This window comes from Paenibacillus melissococcoides, assembly GCA_944800085.1.
Lineage (GTDB): Bacteria > Bacillota > Bacilli > Paenibacillales > Paenibacillaceae > Paenibacillus_B > Paenibacillus_B melissococcoides.
On the sequence record CALYLO010000001.1, the window covers coordinates 1,012,202 to 1,028,148 of the forward strand.

17 protein-coding genes and 1 pseudogene are annotated in these 15,947 nt (G+C 52.7%); 14 read left to right on the forward strand and 4 right to left on the reverse strand.

Translation table 11 applies throughout. The features are described 5' to 3' along the window. The first annotated feature begins 163 nt into the window (after window positions 1-163). A pseudogene (locus OCY70_RS04570) lies at window positions 164-1,350 on the forward strand (alkaline phosphatase). Window positions 1,351-1,780: 430 nt separating this feature from the next. On the opposite strand, the gene hmpA reads toward OCY70_RS04570, so the two are convergent. Then, on the reverse strand, window positions 1,781-3,001 hold the full coding sequence (hmpA, locus tag OCY70_RS04575; protein ID WP_213426687.1) for an NO-inducible flavohemoprotein: 1,221 nt from the start codon (window positions 2,999-3,001) through the stop codon (window positions 1,781-1,783). A gap of 540 nt (window positions 3,002-3,541) precedes the next feature. Here hmpA and OCY70_RS04580 point away from each other — a divergent pair. The 3 genes from OCY70_RS04580 (at window position 3,542) to OCY70_RS04590 (ending at window position 5,151) form a co-directional block, all read left to right on the forward strand. After that, window positions 3,542-4,201 (forward strand): YitT family protein, encoded by a 660-nt coding sequence (locus OCY70_RS04580; protein ID WP_249724574.1) that lies wholly within the window; start codon window positions 3,542-3,544, stop codon window positions 4,199-4,201. Between the two features lie 139 nt (window positions 4,202-4,340). Further along, on the forward strand, window positions 4,341-4,910 hold the full coding sequence (locus OCY70_RS04585) for a hypothetical protein (RefSeq protein ID WP_249724576.1): 570 nt from the start codon (window positions 4,341-4,343) through the stop codon (window positions 4,908-4,910). After that, complete coding sequence (locus OCY70_RS04590; RefSeq protein ID WP_249724578.1) at window positions 4,897-5,151, forward strand: hypothetical protein; 255 nt, start codon at window positions 4,897-4,899, stop codon at window positions 5,149-5,151. Before OCY70_RS04585 ends, OCY70_RS04590 begins: the two co-directional genes overlap by 14 nt. 15 nt (window positions 5,152-5,166) lie before the next feature. On the opposite strand, the gene OCY70_RS04595 is transcribed toward OCY70_RS04590, so the two are convergent. Continuing rightward, window positions 5,167-5,379 (reverse strand): DUF2905 domain-containing protein, encoded by a 213-nt coding sequence (locus tag OCY70_RS04595; protein WP_213426688.1) that lies wholly within the window; start codon window positions 5,377-5,379, stop codon window positions 5,167-5,169. A gap of 212 nt (window positions 5,380-5,591) precedes the next feature. Here OCY70_RS04595 and OCY70_RS04600 point away from each other — a divergent pair, with 212 nt between their 5' ends. Both OCY70_RS04600 and OCY70_RS04605 read left to right on the forward strand, forming a co-directional pair. Further along, on the forward strand, window positions 5,592-5,840 hold the full coding sequence (locus tag OCY70_RS04600; protein WP_197258751.1) for a hydrogenase maturation factor: 249 nt from the start codon (window positions 5,592-5,594) through the stop codon (window positions 5,838-5,840). A gap of 130 nt (window positions 5,841-5,970) precedes the next feature. Then, the gene (locus OCY70_RS04605) at window positions 5,971-6,087 is read left to right on the forward strand and encodes a sporulation protein YjcZ (RefSeq protein WP_213426689.1); all 117 of its coding nucleotides are present in this window, start codon (window positions 5,971-5,973) and stop codon (window positions 6,085-6,087) included. Between the two features lie 267 nt (window positions 6,088-6,354). On the opposite strand, the gene OCY70_RS04610 is transcribed toward OCY70_RS04605, so the two are convergent. Both OCY70_RS04610 and sleB read right to left on the reverse strand, forming a co-directional pair. Next, complete coding sequence (locus tag OCY70_RS04610) at window positions 6,355-6,693, reverse strand: L,D-transpeptidase (RefSeq protein WP_213426690.1); 339 nt, start codon at window positions 6,691-6,693, stop codon at window positions 6,355-6,357. 567 nt (window positions 6,694-7,260) lie between these two features. Further along, a complete protein-coding gene (gene sleB, locus OCY70_RS04615) occupies window positions 7,261-7,896 on the reverse strand; it encodes a spore cortex-lytic enzyme (RefSeq protein WP_213426691.1) in 636 nt (211 codons plus the stop codon). Window positions 7,897-8,177: 281 nt separating this feature from the next. Here sleB and OCY70_RS04620 point away from each other — a divergent pair, with 281 nt between their 5' ends. The 8 genes from OCY70_RS04620 (at window position 8,178) to OCY70_RS04655 (ending at window position 15,890) form a co-directional block, all read left to right on the forward strand. After that, on the forward strand, window positions 8,178-9,143 hold the full coding sequence (locus OCY70_RS04620) for an ArsR/SmtB family transcription factor (RefSeq protein WP_213426692.1): 966 nt from the start codon (window positions 8,178-8,180) through the stop codon (window positions 9,141-9,143). 14 nt (window positions 9,144-9,157) lie between these two features. Continuing rightward, window positions 9,158-10,429, forward strand: coding sequence for an ABC transporter substrate-binding protein (locus OCY70_RS04625; RefSeq protein WP_213426693.1), 1,272 nt, complete (start codon window positions 9,158-9,160; stop codon window positions 10,427-10,429). 112 nt (window positions 10,430-10,541) lie between these two features. Beyond that, window positions 10,542-11,432 carry a carbohydrate ABC transporter permease gene (locus tag OCY70_RS04630; protein WP_213426694.1) on the forward strand — a complete coding sequence of 297 codons (891 nt, stop codon included), beginning with the start codon at window positions 10,542-10,544 and terminating at the stop codon, window positions 11,430-11,432. Between the two features lie 16 nt (window positions 11,433-11,448). Further along, window positions 11,449-12,273: a carbohydrate ABC transporter permease gene (locus OCY70_RS04635; protein WP_249724580.1), complete on the forward strand. Its 825-nt coding sequence runs from the start codon at window positions 11,449-11,451 to the stop codon at window positions 12,271-12,273. A 22-nt stretch (window positions 12,274-12,295) separates the two neighbouring features. Next, window positions 12,296-14,095 carry a glycoside hydrolase family 2 protein gene (locus tag OCY70_RS04640; protein ID WP_213426696.1) on the forward strand — a complete coding sequence of 600 codons (1,800 nt, stop codon included), beginning with the start codon at window positions 12,296-12,298 and terminating at the stop codon, window positions 14,093-14,095. A 25-nt stretch (window positions 14,096-14,120) separates the two neighbouring features. Next, a complete protein-coding gene (locus tag OCY70_RS04645; protein WP_213426697.1) occupies window positions 14,121-15,062 on the forward strand; it encodes a glycoside hydrolase family 43 protein in 942 nt (313 codons plus the stop codon). Window positions 15,063-15,185: 123 nt separating this feature from the next. Continuing rightward, the gene (locus OCY70_RS04650; RefSeq protein ID WP_006675335.1) at window positions 15,186-15,287 is read left to right on the forward strand and encodes a hypothetical protein; all 102 of its coding nucleotides are present in this window, start codon (window positions 15,186-15,188) and stop codon (window positions 15,285-15,287) included. A gap of 207 nt (window positions 15,288-15,494) precedes the next feature. Then, window positions 15,495-15,890: a hypothetical protein gene (locus OCY70_RS04655; RefSeq protein ID WP_213426698.1), complete on the forward strand. Its 396-nt coding sequence runs from the start codon at window positions 15,495-15,497 to the stop codon at window positions 15,888-15,890. The last annotated feature ends 57 nt before the right edge of the window (window positions 15,891-15,947 follow it).

Genomic DNA, 15,947 nt, shown 5'->3' on the forward strand with positions numbered 1-15,947 from the left:
CAGCAAGGGGACCATTAGAGAATGAGCTTGATGATGGGGGAAATGAAGGATGAAACGAAAGCTTGCCGCGACAGTCTTGGCAACCGTGCTGGCCTGTTTTCTTGTTGGCTTTCCGGCCAACTCGGCAGACGCGGCCCCGGCGAAGGCGAGAAACGTTATTTTTATGGTTCCGGACGGCTTTTCGCCCGCCTATGCCGCCAGCTACCGCTTATACAAAGGCGAGTTATCCGCAATGGACTCGATGCTTGCAGGGATGGTGAGGACGTACTCGGCCAATTCCGCGTTAACCGATTCCGCCGCTGCCGCGACGGCGATGGCGACGGGGCACAAGACGAACAACGGGATGATTGGGACGACTCCGGACGGAAAACAGCGCCGGACGATTCTTGAGGCGGCGCGGGAACAAGGCAAGTCAACCGGTCTGGTCGCCTCTTCGAGCATTACCGATGCGACGCCGGCCGCTTTTTCGTCGCATATCGCCTCCCGCGACGAAGAAAGCGATATCGCGCCGCAGCAGTTGGAAGATGCCGATGTCCTGCTGGGAGGGGGCAAGACCTTCTTTCTGCCCGAGTCGCTGGGGGCAAACAAAAGTCACGCAATCTTGTGGAGGAAGCAAGGCGCAGCGGTTACACCATCGTGGAGGACCGCACTCAACTGCAAGCCGCAAGCGGCGGCAAGCTGCTCGGGTTGTTCGCGGGCGGGGACATGGCGCCCGAACTTGATCGGGAGCATACGAATGAACCCAGCTTGAAGGAAATGACCGCCAAAGCGATCGACGTTCTCCGTCAAAACAAAGCCGGCTTTTTCCTGCTGGTGGAAGGGAGCCAGATCGATTCGGCCGGGCATTACAATGATTCCGCATGGGCCATGAAAGACACGCAGGCTTTCGAAGAGGCGGTCGCGCTGGCGGTCGACTTCGCCAAAAAGGACGGCAACACGTTAGTCGTTGTCGTCAGCGATCACGATACAGGAGGGATGTCGGTCGGCGGATACGGCCAAACGGATGCCAAGCTTGAAGTGCTGCATCGTGTCAAAGCATCCGGACTCTATATGGCCGACAAGCTGAAGGCGGACAGAAGCAATGCCGCAGAAGTGCTTAAAACGCATGCGGGCATCGACGCGACCGCTGCGGAAGCAGCCACGATCAAGAACGCCGAAGATGCGGTCCATGCCATTAACGGCGTCATTAGCGAACGTGCCCTGATATCCTGGACAACCTATTTGCACACCGGCGTGGACGTGCAAATCTATGCATTCGGTCCGGGATCGGATTTGTTCCGGGGACTGCACGACAATACGGATTTGCCGCATCTCGTCGCGCAAGTGCTGCATATCGATTTTGAGCGGTAACCGTCAGATGAAGTGAAGCTGGCCGGGAAAAGAAGGGGCTGTCCCACAGTGAGACAGCCCCCCTTATTCTCAAAGCTCGACTTGCCGCAAAACTGCAAAACTGCAGCTTTCTTATATGAGGTGTACTCCGTTACAGGGAATCCTGCAAAACTACATCAATTTCCGCCTGTTCAATGGTAATCAAACAAAAAAACGCCGAAAATAATGTCTTTTTGCATCAATTCAATAAAATAGTAGATTAAATACTATGAATTCCTGCATCAACGCAGGATTTCATTGCCTCATCCATCATCTGCCGTTTTTCTCACCGCCGTCTTCTCTGTTGTTCCGTCTTGCCCCGCATCCTTATGCGCCGCCAATTGGGACAGCCTCGATTTTGGCCCGATCGTCCCCGTTTTTTGGCGCACCGTGCCCGCAGGGCAGCTTGCCGTTACGCTTCCTCCAATACTCCGGCCGGCCCGAAAAACTCGTAGTGAATCCGCTCGGGTGCAACGCCAAGTCCGGTCAGAGCCCGATAGACGGCCTTCATGAACGGCACCGGCCCGCAGAAGTACGTATCCGCCCGCTGCCACACCTCGGCCGGCAAGGCGGAAGCCAGCCATGCCTTGTCAATGAATCCTTGGCGGTCGCAAGCGTCGCCCGCCTCGGGGCGCTCGTAGCAGACGAAGCTCCGAATGCGTTCATTCGCTTCCGTCAGGGCGCGAACCTCGTCTTGGAACGCATGCACCTGGCGACTCCGCGCGGAATGAACGAAATAAACGTCCCGTTCCGGCTCGTGCTTCGCCAACGCTTGCAGCATACTCATCATGGGAGTAATGCCTACGCCGCCGCTGAGGAGCACGACCGGTGAAGGTGTGCCTGTACGCAGCGTGAAGTCGCCGGCAGGCGCCGTCAGCTCCAGCCGATCGCCTTCCTGCACAACGTCATGCAGATAGCAGGAGACGATGCCGGCGGGGGAATGATCATCGCCGCTCTCGCGCTTGACAGTGATGCGGTATGTGTCTCCCCCTGGAGCCTGGGACAGGCTGTAATGTCGCAAATGCGTATTCTCCGACCCCTGCGGCTTCACCCGCACCGTAATATATTGTCCCGGAACATACGAAGAGATGGGGCCGCCGTCTTCCGGCTGAAGATAGAACGACGTAATGACATCGGATTCCGGCGCCTTGCGGACGACGCGGAAGCTGCGGAAGCCTTCCCAGCCGCCTTCCGCCTCGGCCGCCGCCTGGTACATATCCCGCTCGACCTGGATGAAAATATCGGCGATGACGCCGTACGCCTCCGCCCAGGCTTCCAGAATATCATCGGTCGCCGCATCCCCAAGCACATCCTTGATGGCCATCAGCAGATGCTTCCCTACAATCGGGTAATGCTCCGGCTGAATATGGAGGGCGCGGTGCTTGTGGCCGATCTGCTTCACGACCGGCATAATGTCCTCCAGGCGGTCGATATTCGCCGCCGCGGCGTAAATGGCCTGGGCGAGCGCCTGCGACTGGCGGCCCTGCCGCTGGTTCGCGTGATTGAAAACATTGAGCAGCTCGGGATGGTTCGAGAACATCAATTCATAGAACCGCTTCGTAATTTGTTGACCATGCGCTTCCAGAACGGGCACGGTCGCTTTCACAATCTCAATGGTGCGCGGCTTCAGCATGTTAGCTCATCCTTTCATAAGTGAAATTCCGCAACGGAATGATTTCAGTCTAACGAAGTGATATAGATCACTATGTGATCTTGCGCACAGCAAACGTGAGATATTCGTGAACGACGGAGCATTTTCGAGAGAAACCGGGAGGGAGCCGTTCAAACATGGAGCGGAGCAAGCCAGACACGGGGACAATGCGATTAAAACAGAACGGAGGCGATATTCGGAGCATAGGTAGGGTAGGGCCGGAATATACATTATGATATAATACAGGTATAGCAACATGTTGCAACCCGGTATTGGTTCAAAATGCCAAATCAAAAAAAGAAAGGATCAGGATACCAATGTGTCCCCGAAGGATGCTTCCCCAAAGGACAGTCTGGAAACGTTATGATCTTTCTTACATCTAGCTTCCTCTCGCAGAGAACCGTCACTCTGATGTAGACTGACTGCGAAGGAAGCGTGAAATGATGCGAAGGACCTGCTCCTCTATCTGGCTTCCCGCCGTCGGTCGAAGGACGAATTCACGAACGACGAGAGGGAACCAAGATGAGGAAAAACGAACAATTACGTCATATTGTATGGATGTTGTTAGGCTCAATGCTGTTGGCTTTCAGCTATTATCACATTAATTTTCAGAATCACCTGGCTGAAGGCGGATTTGTCGGTCTCGCGCTGATCGGAAAATATACATTCGACTGGTCACCCGCGCTGACCGTCCTGATGCTCGATATCCCAGTATTCGTCGCCGCTTGGTTCTTCCAGGGGCGAAGGTTCATTATGAATACCGCGCTGGCGACGGGAGTGTTCTCCCTGACTTACGAGCTCTGCGAGCGCTACTCGCCGTGGGTGATGAATTTCGGCAGCAATATGGTGCTGGCGGCGGTCGTATCCGGAGTGCTGACCGGCTTCGCTGCGGGAATCGTGCTCCGTCACGGAGGCGCGACGGGCGGCGACGATATCGTAGCCTTACTCATCAGCCGCTTGACGATGATAAGCGTCGGCACGGTGTTTATGCTGATCGACATTGCGGTGCTACTGGTCTCCTTGTTCTATTTGCCGCTGTGGGATACGCTGTATACGATTCTGGCGGTAAGCATTGCGGGCAAGGTCATTACTTGGACCGTACAGGCAGGCGTGCTGCGGCGTGCCGTACCGGTGCGTTCGCAGGCGGCTGTTCACCATCAGCATGGTTCATATACAACATGAGCGAAGGCCCGTCCGATCTCTTCCCGCGGGGGAGGGACCGGACGGGTCTTTTTTTTGCGCGATATCGGGGGCGGAATGCATGTTCGTCCAATTTTTTTCATAGGCTTGTGTCAAAGGCATAATGCAGGGAGGACGACGCATGGAAGGGTTAATGAAGTCAATGTTGGATAAGCTGCCTCCGTGGGCGTATCAAGTTTTCGCGGTCGTCATTGCCGCAGGCATGATTTTTTATTTCGTGAAGACGCTCTACATCAATAAAAAGCTTAGCGATATGATCGCCGACGTCATGCGCCGCGACGATCGGATGCAGGATATTCAGCTGCGGATGGATGAATTGCGGAGCGCCCAGATGCTGCATGAGCATACCGCCCAGCAGACGCTGTCGGCGCTGCGCGACGTCAAGCCGTTCATGGATGCGCTGAACGATATTCGGGCGATCGCGGATCCGTATGCCGTCCTGACGGAAGCGTCCTTTCTGCTCCAGCGGATGCTGGATATACTGGCCGTCGATATGAAGCTGAAGGCGGGGGGGGCATCATCGCTGCGGCATCTGGCTGCATGCGGATCAGATGCTGACGCTGCGCTTCGCCTCGGCGGGCTTCCCGAAGCATTATGTCGGCGAGCGCCAGCTCCATGTCGATCGCTCCGTCGCCGGAAGATCCTACCGCAAGAAGGCGATCGTACAGATCGCGGACGTGACGAAGGATGAGGATTGGGAGCGGAATACAGACTCCAAAAGTCCCTACCAGGCATTGATGTGTTTGCCGCTCGGCAGTTACGGGGTGCTCACCATCGACGGGCTGGAGCCGTTCCATGACTCCGGCCGGGCCATCGGAGAAGTATATGCGTCGCTCTCGACCGGAATCATTGCGGAATATATCGCGGCCTACCGGAGATGGTCGCAGACCGATCACGGGAGCGCCAGCTTCGGGACCTACGGAGTCATGTAGGGAGCGTTGCGTTTTTTATTTGCGAAAAAGCGCCAGCAGCAGCGATCCGACGATACTGATAATGATGCAGGTGACGATCGGAAAATAAAAAGTAGAGCCGCCGTTTTTGATCACGATATCGCCCGGCAGGCGGCCGAACGGAATCCAGCGGCCCAATCCGGCCCATAATAATCCGACGACGATTAGGACAATCCCTGCCCCGATCAGCAGCTTCGGCATGGAAGGCATCGCGCGCACTCCTTTCTTCCGGACAGGCCCGGCAAGCCGGGGCCAGCCTGTTTCTATTCTATAGTATACCCGCATCCGCAACCGATGCGCATGCGAGCGCAGGGGCGAATTTATAAAATTCTCCTAAAATCGGGTGCCAAATGGTTACAAATCGGGCAACCTTGGGTATACTAAGAAGGAAAGGCATACCCATCACAAGGAGGGGATAGAGCATGGAGCAATTCACGATCAATCTCAACCAAATTGGTGGCGCTTATCAGCAGGGCGATTGGGAGCACATCGACGCCATTTACAGCCGGGCTCGAGCGCGAATTACCCAGGGCAGCCCTGTCGTCCTCTATCGGGACACGGCGAACGGTTCATCCATTACCGTGCGTGTCTATGAGCAATTAAGCGAGCTGGAGGAATGGATTCAACATATGGAAGAAGAGTACGGTCTGACAGAACCCTATCTGTTATAACTGTGCTGTCAATAGAGAGCCGCCGGGCAACGGCGGCTTTTTTGTATGCAGAGTTAGGCGTTTAACGGAGTCCGATCGGGGAGGCCGATAATACATTACATTGTATCTTCGATGAAAAGGAGGATAACAAATGAGCGATGTAGTTGAAGATCGCGGTTATGGCGTTGGCGGTCTCTGGACTTCGACAGGTGTCATTCTCGTTCTCTTTATTTTGCTGGTTATCGTATCCCGCGGGTTTATATACTAATTAAGGGTAAGCTCCGGCCAATTCGTCCGGGGCTGGATGTGGGATGAGTGAATGCATCCGGGCGCGCCGGGAACAGGCGCGCTTTTTTTTTGTGCTTTTTCCAGGCAGGCAGCGCTGTCTATGTTGAACGAGCCGATTCGTGAGGGCAGTGGCGGCGGTGATTCGCGATCGTCTGCTGATAAAGCGGGATCTCTAGCGTAATGGAGCCGAAGATCGTCTCTTCGGCTCTGCCGTTCGGGCGGGGGGAGAGGCCACAGGATCCCGGGATCACGGCCGTATCGTGACGCGGGTATTAACGGGAACATAGGAAGACAACTGCAGGACATCGGCATTATGCATCCGGATGCACCCCCGGGATACTTCTCTGCCGATGGAAGACGGATCGTTGGTTCCGTGTATGCCGTAATGCGGCTTGGACAGGCCCATCCATAAGGCGCCGTAAGGTCCGCCGGGATTAGACTGCTTGTTGATAATCGTAAATTCTCCCGTCGGCGTGCGGGTGACCATCTTGCCGATGCCGATGGGGTAGCCGCGCACGACACGGTTTCCGTCCAGCAAGTACAGCATGCGATCCGACAAATCGACAATGATGCGGTAAGACGGCAACTATATTCCCTCCTTTCCTCTACTGTATGCGCTCAGCCGGCGTCATGAGCATGACGGCGGGCAAAGTGGGCGGAGGTAAAAATAAGGCGGGCGGATCCGCGTCTGTGGGGCGATTGCGATCATGCGAACCGGCTCTTTCGATAGGACAAGGACATGGTCGATGCCAGATAGGCGGTCACCAGCGAGACGACAACAGGGGGTGTCCCAAAAGTAGCATTTAACTACAGTGAGATCGCCCCCCTGATTCTCAAAGCTCGACTCGCCGAAAACTGCAAAACGGCAGCTTTCCTTTATGGCGTGTACTCCGTTACAGGGAATAATGCAAAACGGCATCAATTTCTGACTATCCAATCGATAAAAGACAAAAATCGATGAACATCATGTAATTTTGCAGGAACTTCATCAAATCGCGGCTTAAAGAGCAGAAATTGATGCATCCACGCAGCATTTCACTGCTTCATCCATCTTCCACCAGTTTGCGCCGCCGTTTTTCCCGGATCCACATTCTCTGTTAACTCGTCATCTCCATCATTTTGCAGTGCCTGTGAGACACCCCCTGCCTCGAGCTTAGATGGCAAAAATATGATTGCCGATTTTGCCGGTCTGCTGGCGCGACCAGATCCACTTGGACGTGGCGGTGGCCGGATTGAAATAATAAAGCGCCCCGTTCGTCGGGTCCCATCCCCGCACCGCTTCCCAAGCGGCCGCATAAGCCGTACTGTCCGGCTCCAGCCAATATTGGCCGTCATCCACGGCCGTGAACGCTTGCGGCTGGAAGATGACGCCCGCTACCGTATTCGGAAAGTGCGGCGATTGCAGACGGTTCATCACGACAGCCGCCACCGCGACTTGTCCGGTGTACGGCTCGCCGCGGGCTTCGCTATAGACCGTGCGGGCGAGCATCTTCAATTCGTCGGCATTGACGGAGACCCGCTTCAACGCTTGCCACGTATTCGGGCCGGCGATGCCGTCCGCCTTCAGACCATAGTCCTGTTGAAAACGGCGCACGGCCTGGGCTGTATGAGAACCGAATACTCCGTCCAAAGGCTGTCGGTAGTAATCCAGTATTTGCAGACGAAATTGCAAATCCCACACATCCCCGCTGTAGCTTCCTTGCTGGAGTGTAGGTGCGGCCGATGCCGCGGGAATGAAGGACGACAGACAAAGGATAACCGCCAAAAAAGGCAAAATCAGTTTCTTCATGCTTTTCCTCCCTTCTCCTGCATTATATAAACCGGGGAGGGCAGGCTCAATGCCAGGATATTGGAAATAAAACGTTTAAGTTCCAAGGGCCATACGCAATGAAACGGAGAGGGCAAGATTTTATATTGCAAAATAAGTTGAAATCCGTTATGATGAAATGGCTTTCAAACAATATTTATTGAGGTAAATAAGATCCCGGGTGTATCATATTAATTAAATATAAAATGATTGCTCTACGGGAACCTCATTAAACTACATAAATGAATTGAGGTCTGAAAAAGATGAGTATTGAAGTGGATTTTACCGATCACACGAAATTAAACCGAATATTAACAACAAATATTGATGATTTTATCCACATTGCGAAAGCGCTTTCGACCGAGTTGAGAATCGAAATGTTTAAAAGCTTGCTCGCCAGGCCAATGAACGTCGGGGAAATATCCGAGAAGTTCAATATTCCCGCATCGACCGCCGCCGTAAACATCAAAAAATTGGAGGATGCGGGATTGATCAAGACGGAAATGGTTCCGGGAACGAGAGGGACCCAAAAAGTTTGCGCCGCCGTCTTCAGCCGGATTGTCGTCGATTTTGCGTATTTCAACCCGGCGCCATCCGAGTCTTGCGCCATCGTTGCGGTACCGATTGGCCATTACGTCGATTCCGATGTGCAGCCGACATGCGGCATGTTGAGCGAAAAATCGATTATCGGCGAAATGGACGAGCCGCGGTCGTTTTTTGAACCGGAGCGTATCGATGCTCAGCTGATCTGGTTTAAAAAAGGATATTTGGAATACCGCTTTCCGAATCGTGCCCCGCGAGGCACGAAGATTCTGCGTTTGGAACTGACGATGGAGGTTTGTTCGGAAGCGCCGCTCCATAACCTGGATTGGCCTTCAGATATAACTTTATGGATTAACGGAAAGGAGTTGGGGACCTGGACAAGTCCCGGCGATTTCGGCGGAGAACGCGGACTGCTTACTCCGTATTGGTGGGGCAGCGAAAATACGCAGTACGGCCTGCTCAAGACGTGGAGCACGAATGGGGACGGGTCGTTCATCGACGGAAGAAAAATTTCCGAAGTGCAGATCAAGGATCTGGAAGCGGACGACACGCCTTATATTACGGTCCGTGTCGGCGTCAAGCCGGATGCTGAAAATGACGGCGGGATCAATTTGTTCGGCAAAAAGTTCGGAAACTATGAAACCGATTTGCAGATGAGAATTTACTACGAGAATCAGTTTGAATGAAGGGGTGGTTATCGATGAAAAAAATGAAATGGTTGAGTGCGCTTCTCATTCTAGCGGTCATCACGGCTGGTTGCGGTGAGGCCGGCAAGGATGGCGAGTCTTCCGGAGCGAACGGCAGGACGACCATTACGTTCCTTAACGGATTTACGGGCGGGGACGGAGGTTACATGAAAAAAATTACGGACGGCTTCAACAGCTCCCAAGATAAATATTTCATTAAAGAGATGCAGGAGAAGGACCATTATACGAAGTTCAAATCCGGCAATTATGATTTGGTTGTCATCCATGCGAATAATTTGCAAACGTACAAAATGGACGGCATGATTCAGGATATCACGCCGGTCATGGAGAAGGCGGGCCTGCAAGAAAGCGACTTCCATCCGGCCGCTGCGGACTTGGCGCGGCTGGACGGCAAAATGTACGGTCTTCCGCTCGATATCCATCCGCTTACGATGTTCTACAACAAGGAGCTTGTCTCGGAGGTGCCGCAAACCTACGCCGATTTGGCGGCGCTCAACGAGGAATTGCAAGCGAAAGATAAAAATTTATTTGCGACCGGCGTTCCGTCCAGCGGGATTGTCGAATTTTATATCATGACGATCGCCGCGCAGAACGGCATTCAATTGCAGCAGGATAATTATTTGAACTTTAACCAGCCTGCATTTGCCGACGCTCTCCTGACATTCCATGACATGATATGGAAGGACAAGCTCTCCCCGGCGGGACTTGGACTGGACGGAGAGTTCCAGGCCTTCATGAAGGAAGCGCAGGACGCGAATGCGTCCGTCCAGACTGCCGTCGCGATGACGGGCCCTTGGTTCTACGGCGCGGCCAACGATAAATTCGGCGACAAGCTGGGGATCGGCCCGGTGCCACAGTTGGGGGCACAACAAGCGGTCTATGGCAACGGCCATATTATCGCTTTGCCTGCCGGCGTCAAGGACGACAACGTCCTCGACGGGATCGCGGAATATTTGAAGTACATGTTCACGACGGAAAATGTAATCCATTGGGCGGAAGCGGGACAAGCTCCGGCGCATGCGGCAACGATGAAATACATCGAAGAGAATCAAGACAAATATCCATTGTCCTATGCGAACCAGCAGCAATTCGAAACCTATGTCAAAGCTCCGCAAGTATACCAATTCGGAGAACAAATGCGCTACATGAACGAAAAAGTATTCAGTAAAGTCGTGCTTACCGAAAACCTAAGCAAAGACGAACTCATGCAGGAACTCGACACGGCAACGGAAAATGCGAAGCAAATCGCGGCCACGCAGCCGTAAGGCCGAGCCGTTCCCGGCGATATAAGGAAATGATTATGCGGCTCTGCCTGTTCCCGCTCCGGATGGCAACGGGGGGCAGAGCCCTCAATATCGCAATGATAAGGAGGAACCTATGTACTACTCCGTGAAATCCAGACGATGGGCTCTCCTGTTTGTGCTGCCGTTTGTATTATGCTTCATTCTTTTCTGGCTGGCGCCGCTCGTATACGGCATCTTTATCAGTTTGTTCAAATGGAACATCGCCAGCGGCAACAATGGGTTCGTCGGCTTGGACAACTACAAGGCGATTCTTACTTCAGGCACGATTTACAACAAGCTGTTTATCAATGGGCTGAAGAATACATTCATTTTCGTCCTGCTAAGCGTTCCGCCATTAGTATTGGTGAGCTTGGGGCTCGCTTTAATCATTAATTACTTGCCGAACCGCTGGAAGACCGTTTATCGGACCGTGTTTTTCATGTCCTATTCCGTCTCGGTAACCGCCGTCTCCGCGATCTTTTTATGGCTGTTCAACGGCAACGGCGGGTTCGTCAATAATGTGCTCATGTCGGCCGGAATGGACCAGCCGATATTATGGCTCAACTCGCAGCCGTACGCCTGGATCACGATTTTGATTACAACGATATGGTGGACGATAGGCTTTAACATGATGCTGTTCCTGAATGCGATTGACGAAGTGGACGAGCAGCTCTATGAAGCGGCTGGCTTGGACGGGGCCGGAGCATTCAAAAAGTTCTGGTACGTCACGTTTCCCGAAATCCGCAATATTAGCATCTTTATTATGATTACCACGGTCATCGCTTCGTTCAACCTGTACGGGCAGACGAAGCTGATTACGGCCGGCGGTCCGGAGCAATCGACAAGCTCTCTCATCATGAACATTCAACAGACGGTATTCGATATGAACCAGCTTGGCATCGGATCGGCGATGGCCATCCTGATGGGATTGATTATGATGTTCGTGACCGGGGCGCAGTACTGGCTGTCCTATCGGAATCAATGAGCAAGGGGTGGGCCTCGTGAAAAAAAAGGGGAAAATCATCAATTTTATCGCCGCTACCATATTAGGACTATTATTTTTGCTACCCATTCTGTGGATGATCTTCACTTCCTTCAAAACACTCGGGGAAGCGATGTCCAGCTCCGCCCTGCTGCCCAAGCAATGGACGGCGGAAAACTATGCAGGGATTATGAGCGATGCGCAAAATTCGCCGATGCTGCTGTGGATTTTGAATACGGCTATCGTCACACTCGCCGGCACCTTGCTGGTCGTATTCGTCGATGTGCTGGCTGCCTATTCCTTGGCAAGATTGCAGTTTCCCGGCAAGAAATTGTTGTTGGCCGCGGTTGTCGGCGCATTGACGATTCCCGGAATCGTCACGCTGTTCCCGGCGTTCTACTTATTTAAATCGTTTCATTTGCTCGATACATTCGTACCCCTCATTTTCCCTTATTCAGCCGGTACGATGGGCGTTTTTCTCGTTTATAATTTCTTGCTGCCGTTTCCTAAAGAGCTGGAAGAGGCCGCGTTTCTCGATGGCGCTTCGCAATGGAAAATATTAACCAACGTTATTTTTCCGGCCATTCGCCCGGTTGTAACGACGTTGTCGGTCATTACCTTTTTGGGAATTTATAACGACTATTTATGGCCCTCGCTCGTGGTCAGCTCCACCGAGATGAAAACGATTACGGTCGGGATAGCGAGCTTGATTCAAGGCTCCAATTTCGTGAATCCGGCCAAGATGATGGCATCGACCGTCATCGCCACGCTGCCGGCGATCCTGATCTTCGTGTTCACCAATAAATACTTCGTCAAGGGCGTTACCAACTCAGGGATAAAATAAAGAGAACGGGAGTGGAGTTATTATGGCATATCGAACCGAGTATCCAAGACCGCAATTTGTGCGAAAAGAATGGGAAAATCTGAACGGAACATGGCAGTTCGCGTTCGACGATGAAAATGTGGGCACCGCCCAGCAATGGTACAATAACGAGCAATTTTTTAACCGGGAGATCGAGGTTCCGTTTGCCTATCAGACCCAGTTAAGAGGCATACACGATCCTTCGTTCCACGATGTCGTATGGTACCGCAGAACATTTACGGTTGACGAGGCCTGGCAGGGCAAGCGCGTTTTGCTGCATTTCGGAGCCGTCGACTATCGCGCCTGGGTCTATGTCAACGGCCAATACGTAGGGATGCATGAGGGCGGCAGCGTTCCTTTTCACTTCGATATTACCGATGAATTGACTTGGGGAACGGAAGAGGTGACGGTTCGGGTCGAAGATCCGTCCGCCGACGAGACGATCCCCCGCGGGAAGCAGTACTGGCTGGAGCGCCCGGACGCGATCTGGTATACGCGCACGACGGGAATCTGGCAGACCGTATGGCTTGAAGCCGTTCATGCGACAAGAATCGGAACGGTGAAATATCACCCGAATGTCGATCAAGGAGAGGTAACGCTGGAATGGGAAGTGGAGGGCGATTACCGGGGAAAAACAGTTGACCTCCGGATCTCGTTCAAAGGCGAGCTGATCGCGGCGGATCGCATCCAGCTGCAATCCGCTTATACGAAGAGAGCGATTGATTTATTCAACCGTCATATTTTCAGAACGCCATTTCATCACATGGGCTGGACCTGGACGCCGGAAACGCCGAATCTGTTCGACGTTACCTTCGAACTGAAGCAGGGTGACGATGTGCTCGATCGCGTGGAATCTTACTTTGGCATGAGAAAAGTTCATACCGAAAACGGTATGGTTTATTTGAATAACAAGCCTTATTACCAGAAGCTGGTGCTCGATCAAGGGTATTGGCCGCAGGGATTATTGACGGCGCCGAGCGACGACGATTTGAAGAAGGATATCGAATTGGCGAAGCAAATGGGCTTCAACGGCTGCCGCAAGCATCAAAAAGTGGAGGATCCGCGCTTCTTGTATTGGGCGGATGTATTGGGATTTATCGTGTGGGGCGAATGCGCCGCGGCGGCCTCCTTCAGCGAGAGCGCGGTAGCCCGATTAACTCGAGAATGGATCGGCATCGTGGACAGAGACTATAACCATCCTTCCATCATCGCCTGGGTGCCGATCAATGAGAGCTGGGGAATTCCGATGGTCCAGAGCTGTGAACAGCAGCAGCATCACAGCTTGGCGATGTATCATTTGCTTCATTCTTTGGATACGACGCGGCTCGTCATTTCGAATGACGGTTGGGAGCAGACGACAACCGATATTTGCGCGATTCATAACTATTCTCATGGCGGGCAGGAGGAACCGGAGAAATACGAGTATTACAAACAATCCCTTGCCGCCAAAGAACAAATTTTGCAGGCTCAGTCGGCCAAGCGCCGAATCTATGCGAACGGCTTTGCCCATCAAGGCGAACCGATCCTGTTGACGGAGTTCGGGGGAATTGCCTACAAGATTGGCGCCGGCGAGGGGTGGGGCTATACTTCCGTGAGCAATGAGCGGGACTTCGTGCAGGAATACCGGAGAGTGATCGAGGCCGTCTACGCTTCCCGCGTGATCCATGGCTTCTGCTATACGCAGCTGACGGACGTGGAGCAGGAGATCAACGGGCTGTTAACCTATGACCGGAAGCCCAAATGCGATTTGAACGAAATCCGGAAAATCCATGAGATGTGGAATCAAGAGATTGTCGAGCAATAAGGGGGAAGGAGAGCTGATCGATACGATGGAAAAGGGATTTCGGACGATAAAAACGGTAACAACGGATCAGATTCATGTTAGGGACCCGTTTGTCTTTCCTTATCAGAGGGAGGGGAAATATTATTTGTTCGGCACGACGTTCGCCGATGGCTGCGGGGATATCGATCCTGTGTTTGAAGTCTATGAAAGCAGCGATTTGCGGCATTGGACAGGTCCTTATATTGCGTTTCAACCGCCAAAAGGATTCTGGGGAGTGCGCCATTATTGGGCTCCGGAAGTGTTCGAGGTGGACGGGAAATATTATATGTTCGCCACGTGCAAGGGCGGCATCGGCGAACACCGGGGGACCGGCATACTTGTAGCCGATCATCCTGCCGGACCATACCGGCCGCATAGCGACGGCCCCGTGACGCCCCGCGATTGGGAATGCTTGGACGGAACCTACTACGAGGATGGAGAGGGACAGCGCTGGATCGTCTTTTGTCACGAGTGGACAGAACTTTATGAAGGCAAAATCAAGGCGATTCGTCTTACAAAAGACTTAACCTCCTCTTATGGAGAAACGGTAACGATTCTAAACGCCGCCGACATGGAATGGATTCGTCTGTTCGACGATCCGCGCATCGAGAAGCAAGGATACTTGACCGATGCGCCGTTCATGTATCAGGCCCGTAACGGCGAACTGATAATGCTGTGGTCCAGCTACTCGGTGGCGGGCTACGGCGACAAAGGCTTCGGCGGATATACGGTCGCGGTTGCGCGTTCCGCAACCGGTTCAATGGAGGGCCCGTGGAGTCACGACAAGGAGCTGCTGATGGATCGCAATGCCGGGCACTCCAGTCTTTTCCGCGATTTTAACAACCAATTATGGATTTGCACGCACTACCCGGATACGCCGCATGGCAATGAAAGAGCCTTATTCGTCCAGGTTGAGGAGCTCGAGAACGGATTGAAGATAGTCCAATAAACATGAACACCTCTGACCCAACTCCGGCAGGCGCAGCCTAATTTTGTTGATCTGGGGGATAGCCAAGTCAAACGGGCCGTCCTTCCAATATCATGGAGTATCAAATGAAAGGAGGTTGTTCGAATGAGCGGAGTAGGTGGAGTTGGGGGTCTCTGGACTTCAACAGGTGTAATCTTGGTTCTCTTTATTTTGCTCGTTATCGTTTCCAAAGCCTTTATTTACTAATAACATGGCTGTATCCTCCGATTGTGCTCATGGTTACCTTTCATATCGGCCCTGCTCATTCTGCAGGGCTGTTCCACTTGAATCCGGCGTATACTGTATATACCACCCCGGCAATCGGGAAAGGGCCGCTAAGCACCATCGGAGGATTTTTCCGATCCGCCGTTCGCTGTCCGTGCATCCATATTATTCATTCTAGGAGTGAAACGAATGAACGACAAAGAATTAAGAGAAAAAATAGCAGCTTCCTGCCGGCAATATGACAGCTTGTATGGAAAACTGGTCGCCCCGATTAATGACATGCTGATTGAAATGGAGGCGGACATTTCAGAAAAAACAGCCAATCAAATTATAGAAAACCTTACATTGTTTCACGAAGGGGAAAAATACATAGCGGACTGCCATCTGGACGAGAGCAACAATTTTATGGAGGACGGCATCCAACAACTCAAAAGAGGAAATCTCGCTGACGGGGCGCTGCAGATATTTGGCGCGGGGTTAAATTTCGCCAGCTTCGCGGCCAAAGCCGCTTCATCCAAAAATATAAATCCGCATGAGATGCTTTATGAACGCTTCAAATGGTTAAAGGACGAACTGGAATCATAAATACCGGATTCCCATGGAGAAACCGAAGATGTGCCCATAGATTTCGGAGCGATGAGG

Bases quoted from the DNA above. Each gene is read 5' to 3' on its own strand.
- hmpA (WP_213426687.1), bottom strand. From the start codon at position 3,001: ATGCTGAAGCCGCGCACCATTGAGATTGTGAAAGCGACCGTGCCCGTT.
- OCY70_RS04580 (WP_249724574.1), top strand. From the start codon at position 3,542: ATGAGGAAAAACGAACAATTACGTCATATTGTATGGATGTTGTTAGGC.
- OCY70_RS04585 (WP_249724576.1), top strand. From the start codon at position 4,341: ATGGAAGGGTTAATGAAGTCAATGTTGGATAAGCTGCCTCCGTGGGCG.
- OCY70_RS04595 (WP_213426688.1), bottom strand. From the start codon at position 5,379: ATGCCTTCCATGCCGAAGCTGCTGATCGGGGCAGGGATTGTCCTAATC.
- OCY70_RS04600 (WP_197258751.1), top strand. From the start codon at position 5,592: ATGGAGCAATTCACGATCAATCTCAACCAAATTGGTGGCGCTTATCAG.
- OCY70_RS04605 (WP_213426689.1), top strand. From the start codon at position 5,971: ATGAGCGATGTAGTTGAAGATCGCGGTTATGGCGTTGGCGGTCTCTGG.
- sleB (WP_213426691.1), bottom strand. From the start codon at position 7,896: ATGAAGAAACTGATTTTGCCTTTTTTGGCGGTTATCCTTTGTCTGTCG.
- OCY70_RS04620 (WP_213426692.1), top strand. From the start codon at position 8,178: ATGAGTATTGAAGTGGATTTTACCGATCACACGAAATTAAACCGAATA.
- OCY70_RS04625 (WP_213426693.1), top strand. From the start codon at position 9,158: ATGAAAAAAATGAAATGGTTGAGTGCGCTTCTCATTCTAGCGGTCATC.
- OCY70_RS04630 (WP_213426694.1), top strand. From the start codon at position 10,542: ATGTACTACTCCGTGAAATCCAGACGATGGGCTCTCCTGTTTGTGCTG.
- OCY70_RS04640 (WP_213426696.1), top strand. From the start codon at position 12,296: ATGGCATATCGAACCGAGTATCCAAGACCGCAATTTGTGCGAAAAGAA.
- OCY70_RS04645 (WP_213426697.1), top strand. From the start codon at position 14,121: ATGGAAAAGGGATTTCGGACGATAAAAACGGTAACAACGGATCAGATT.
- OCY70_RS04650 (WP_006675335.1), top strand. From the start codon at position 15,186: ATGAGCGGAGTAGGTGGAGTTGGGGGTCTCTGGACTTCAACAGGTGTA.
- OCY70_RS04655 (WP_213426698.1), top strand. From the start codon at position 15,495: ATGAACGACAAAGAATTAAGAGAAAAAATAGCAGCTTCCTGCCGGCAA.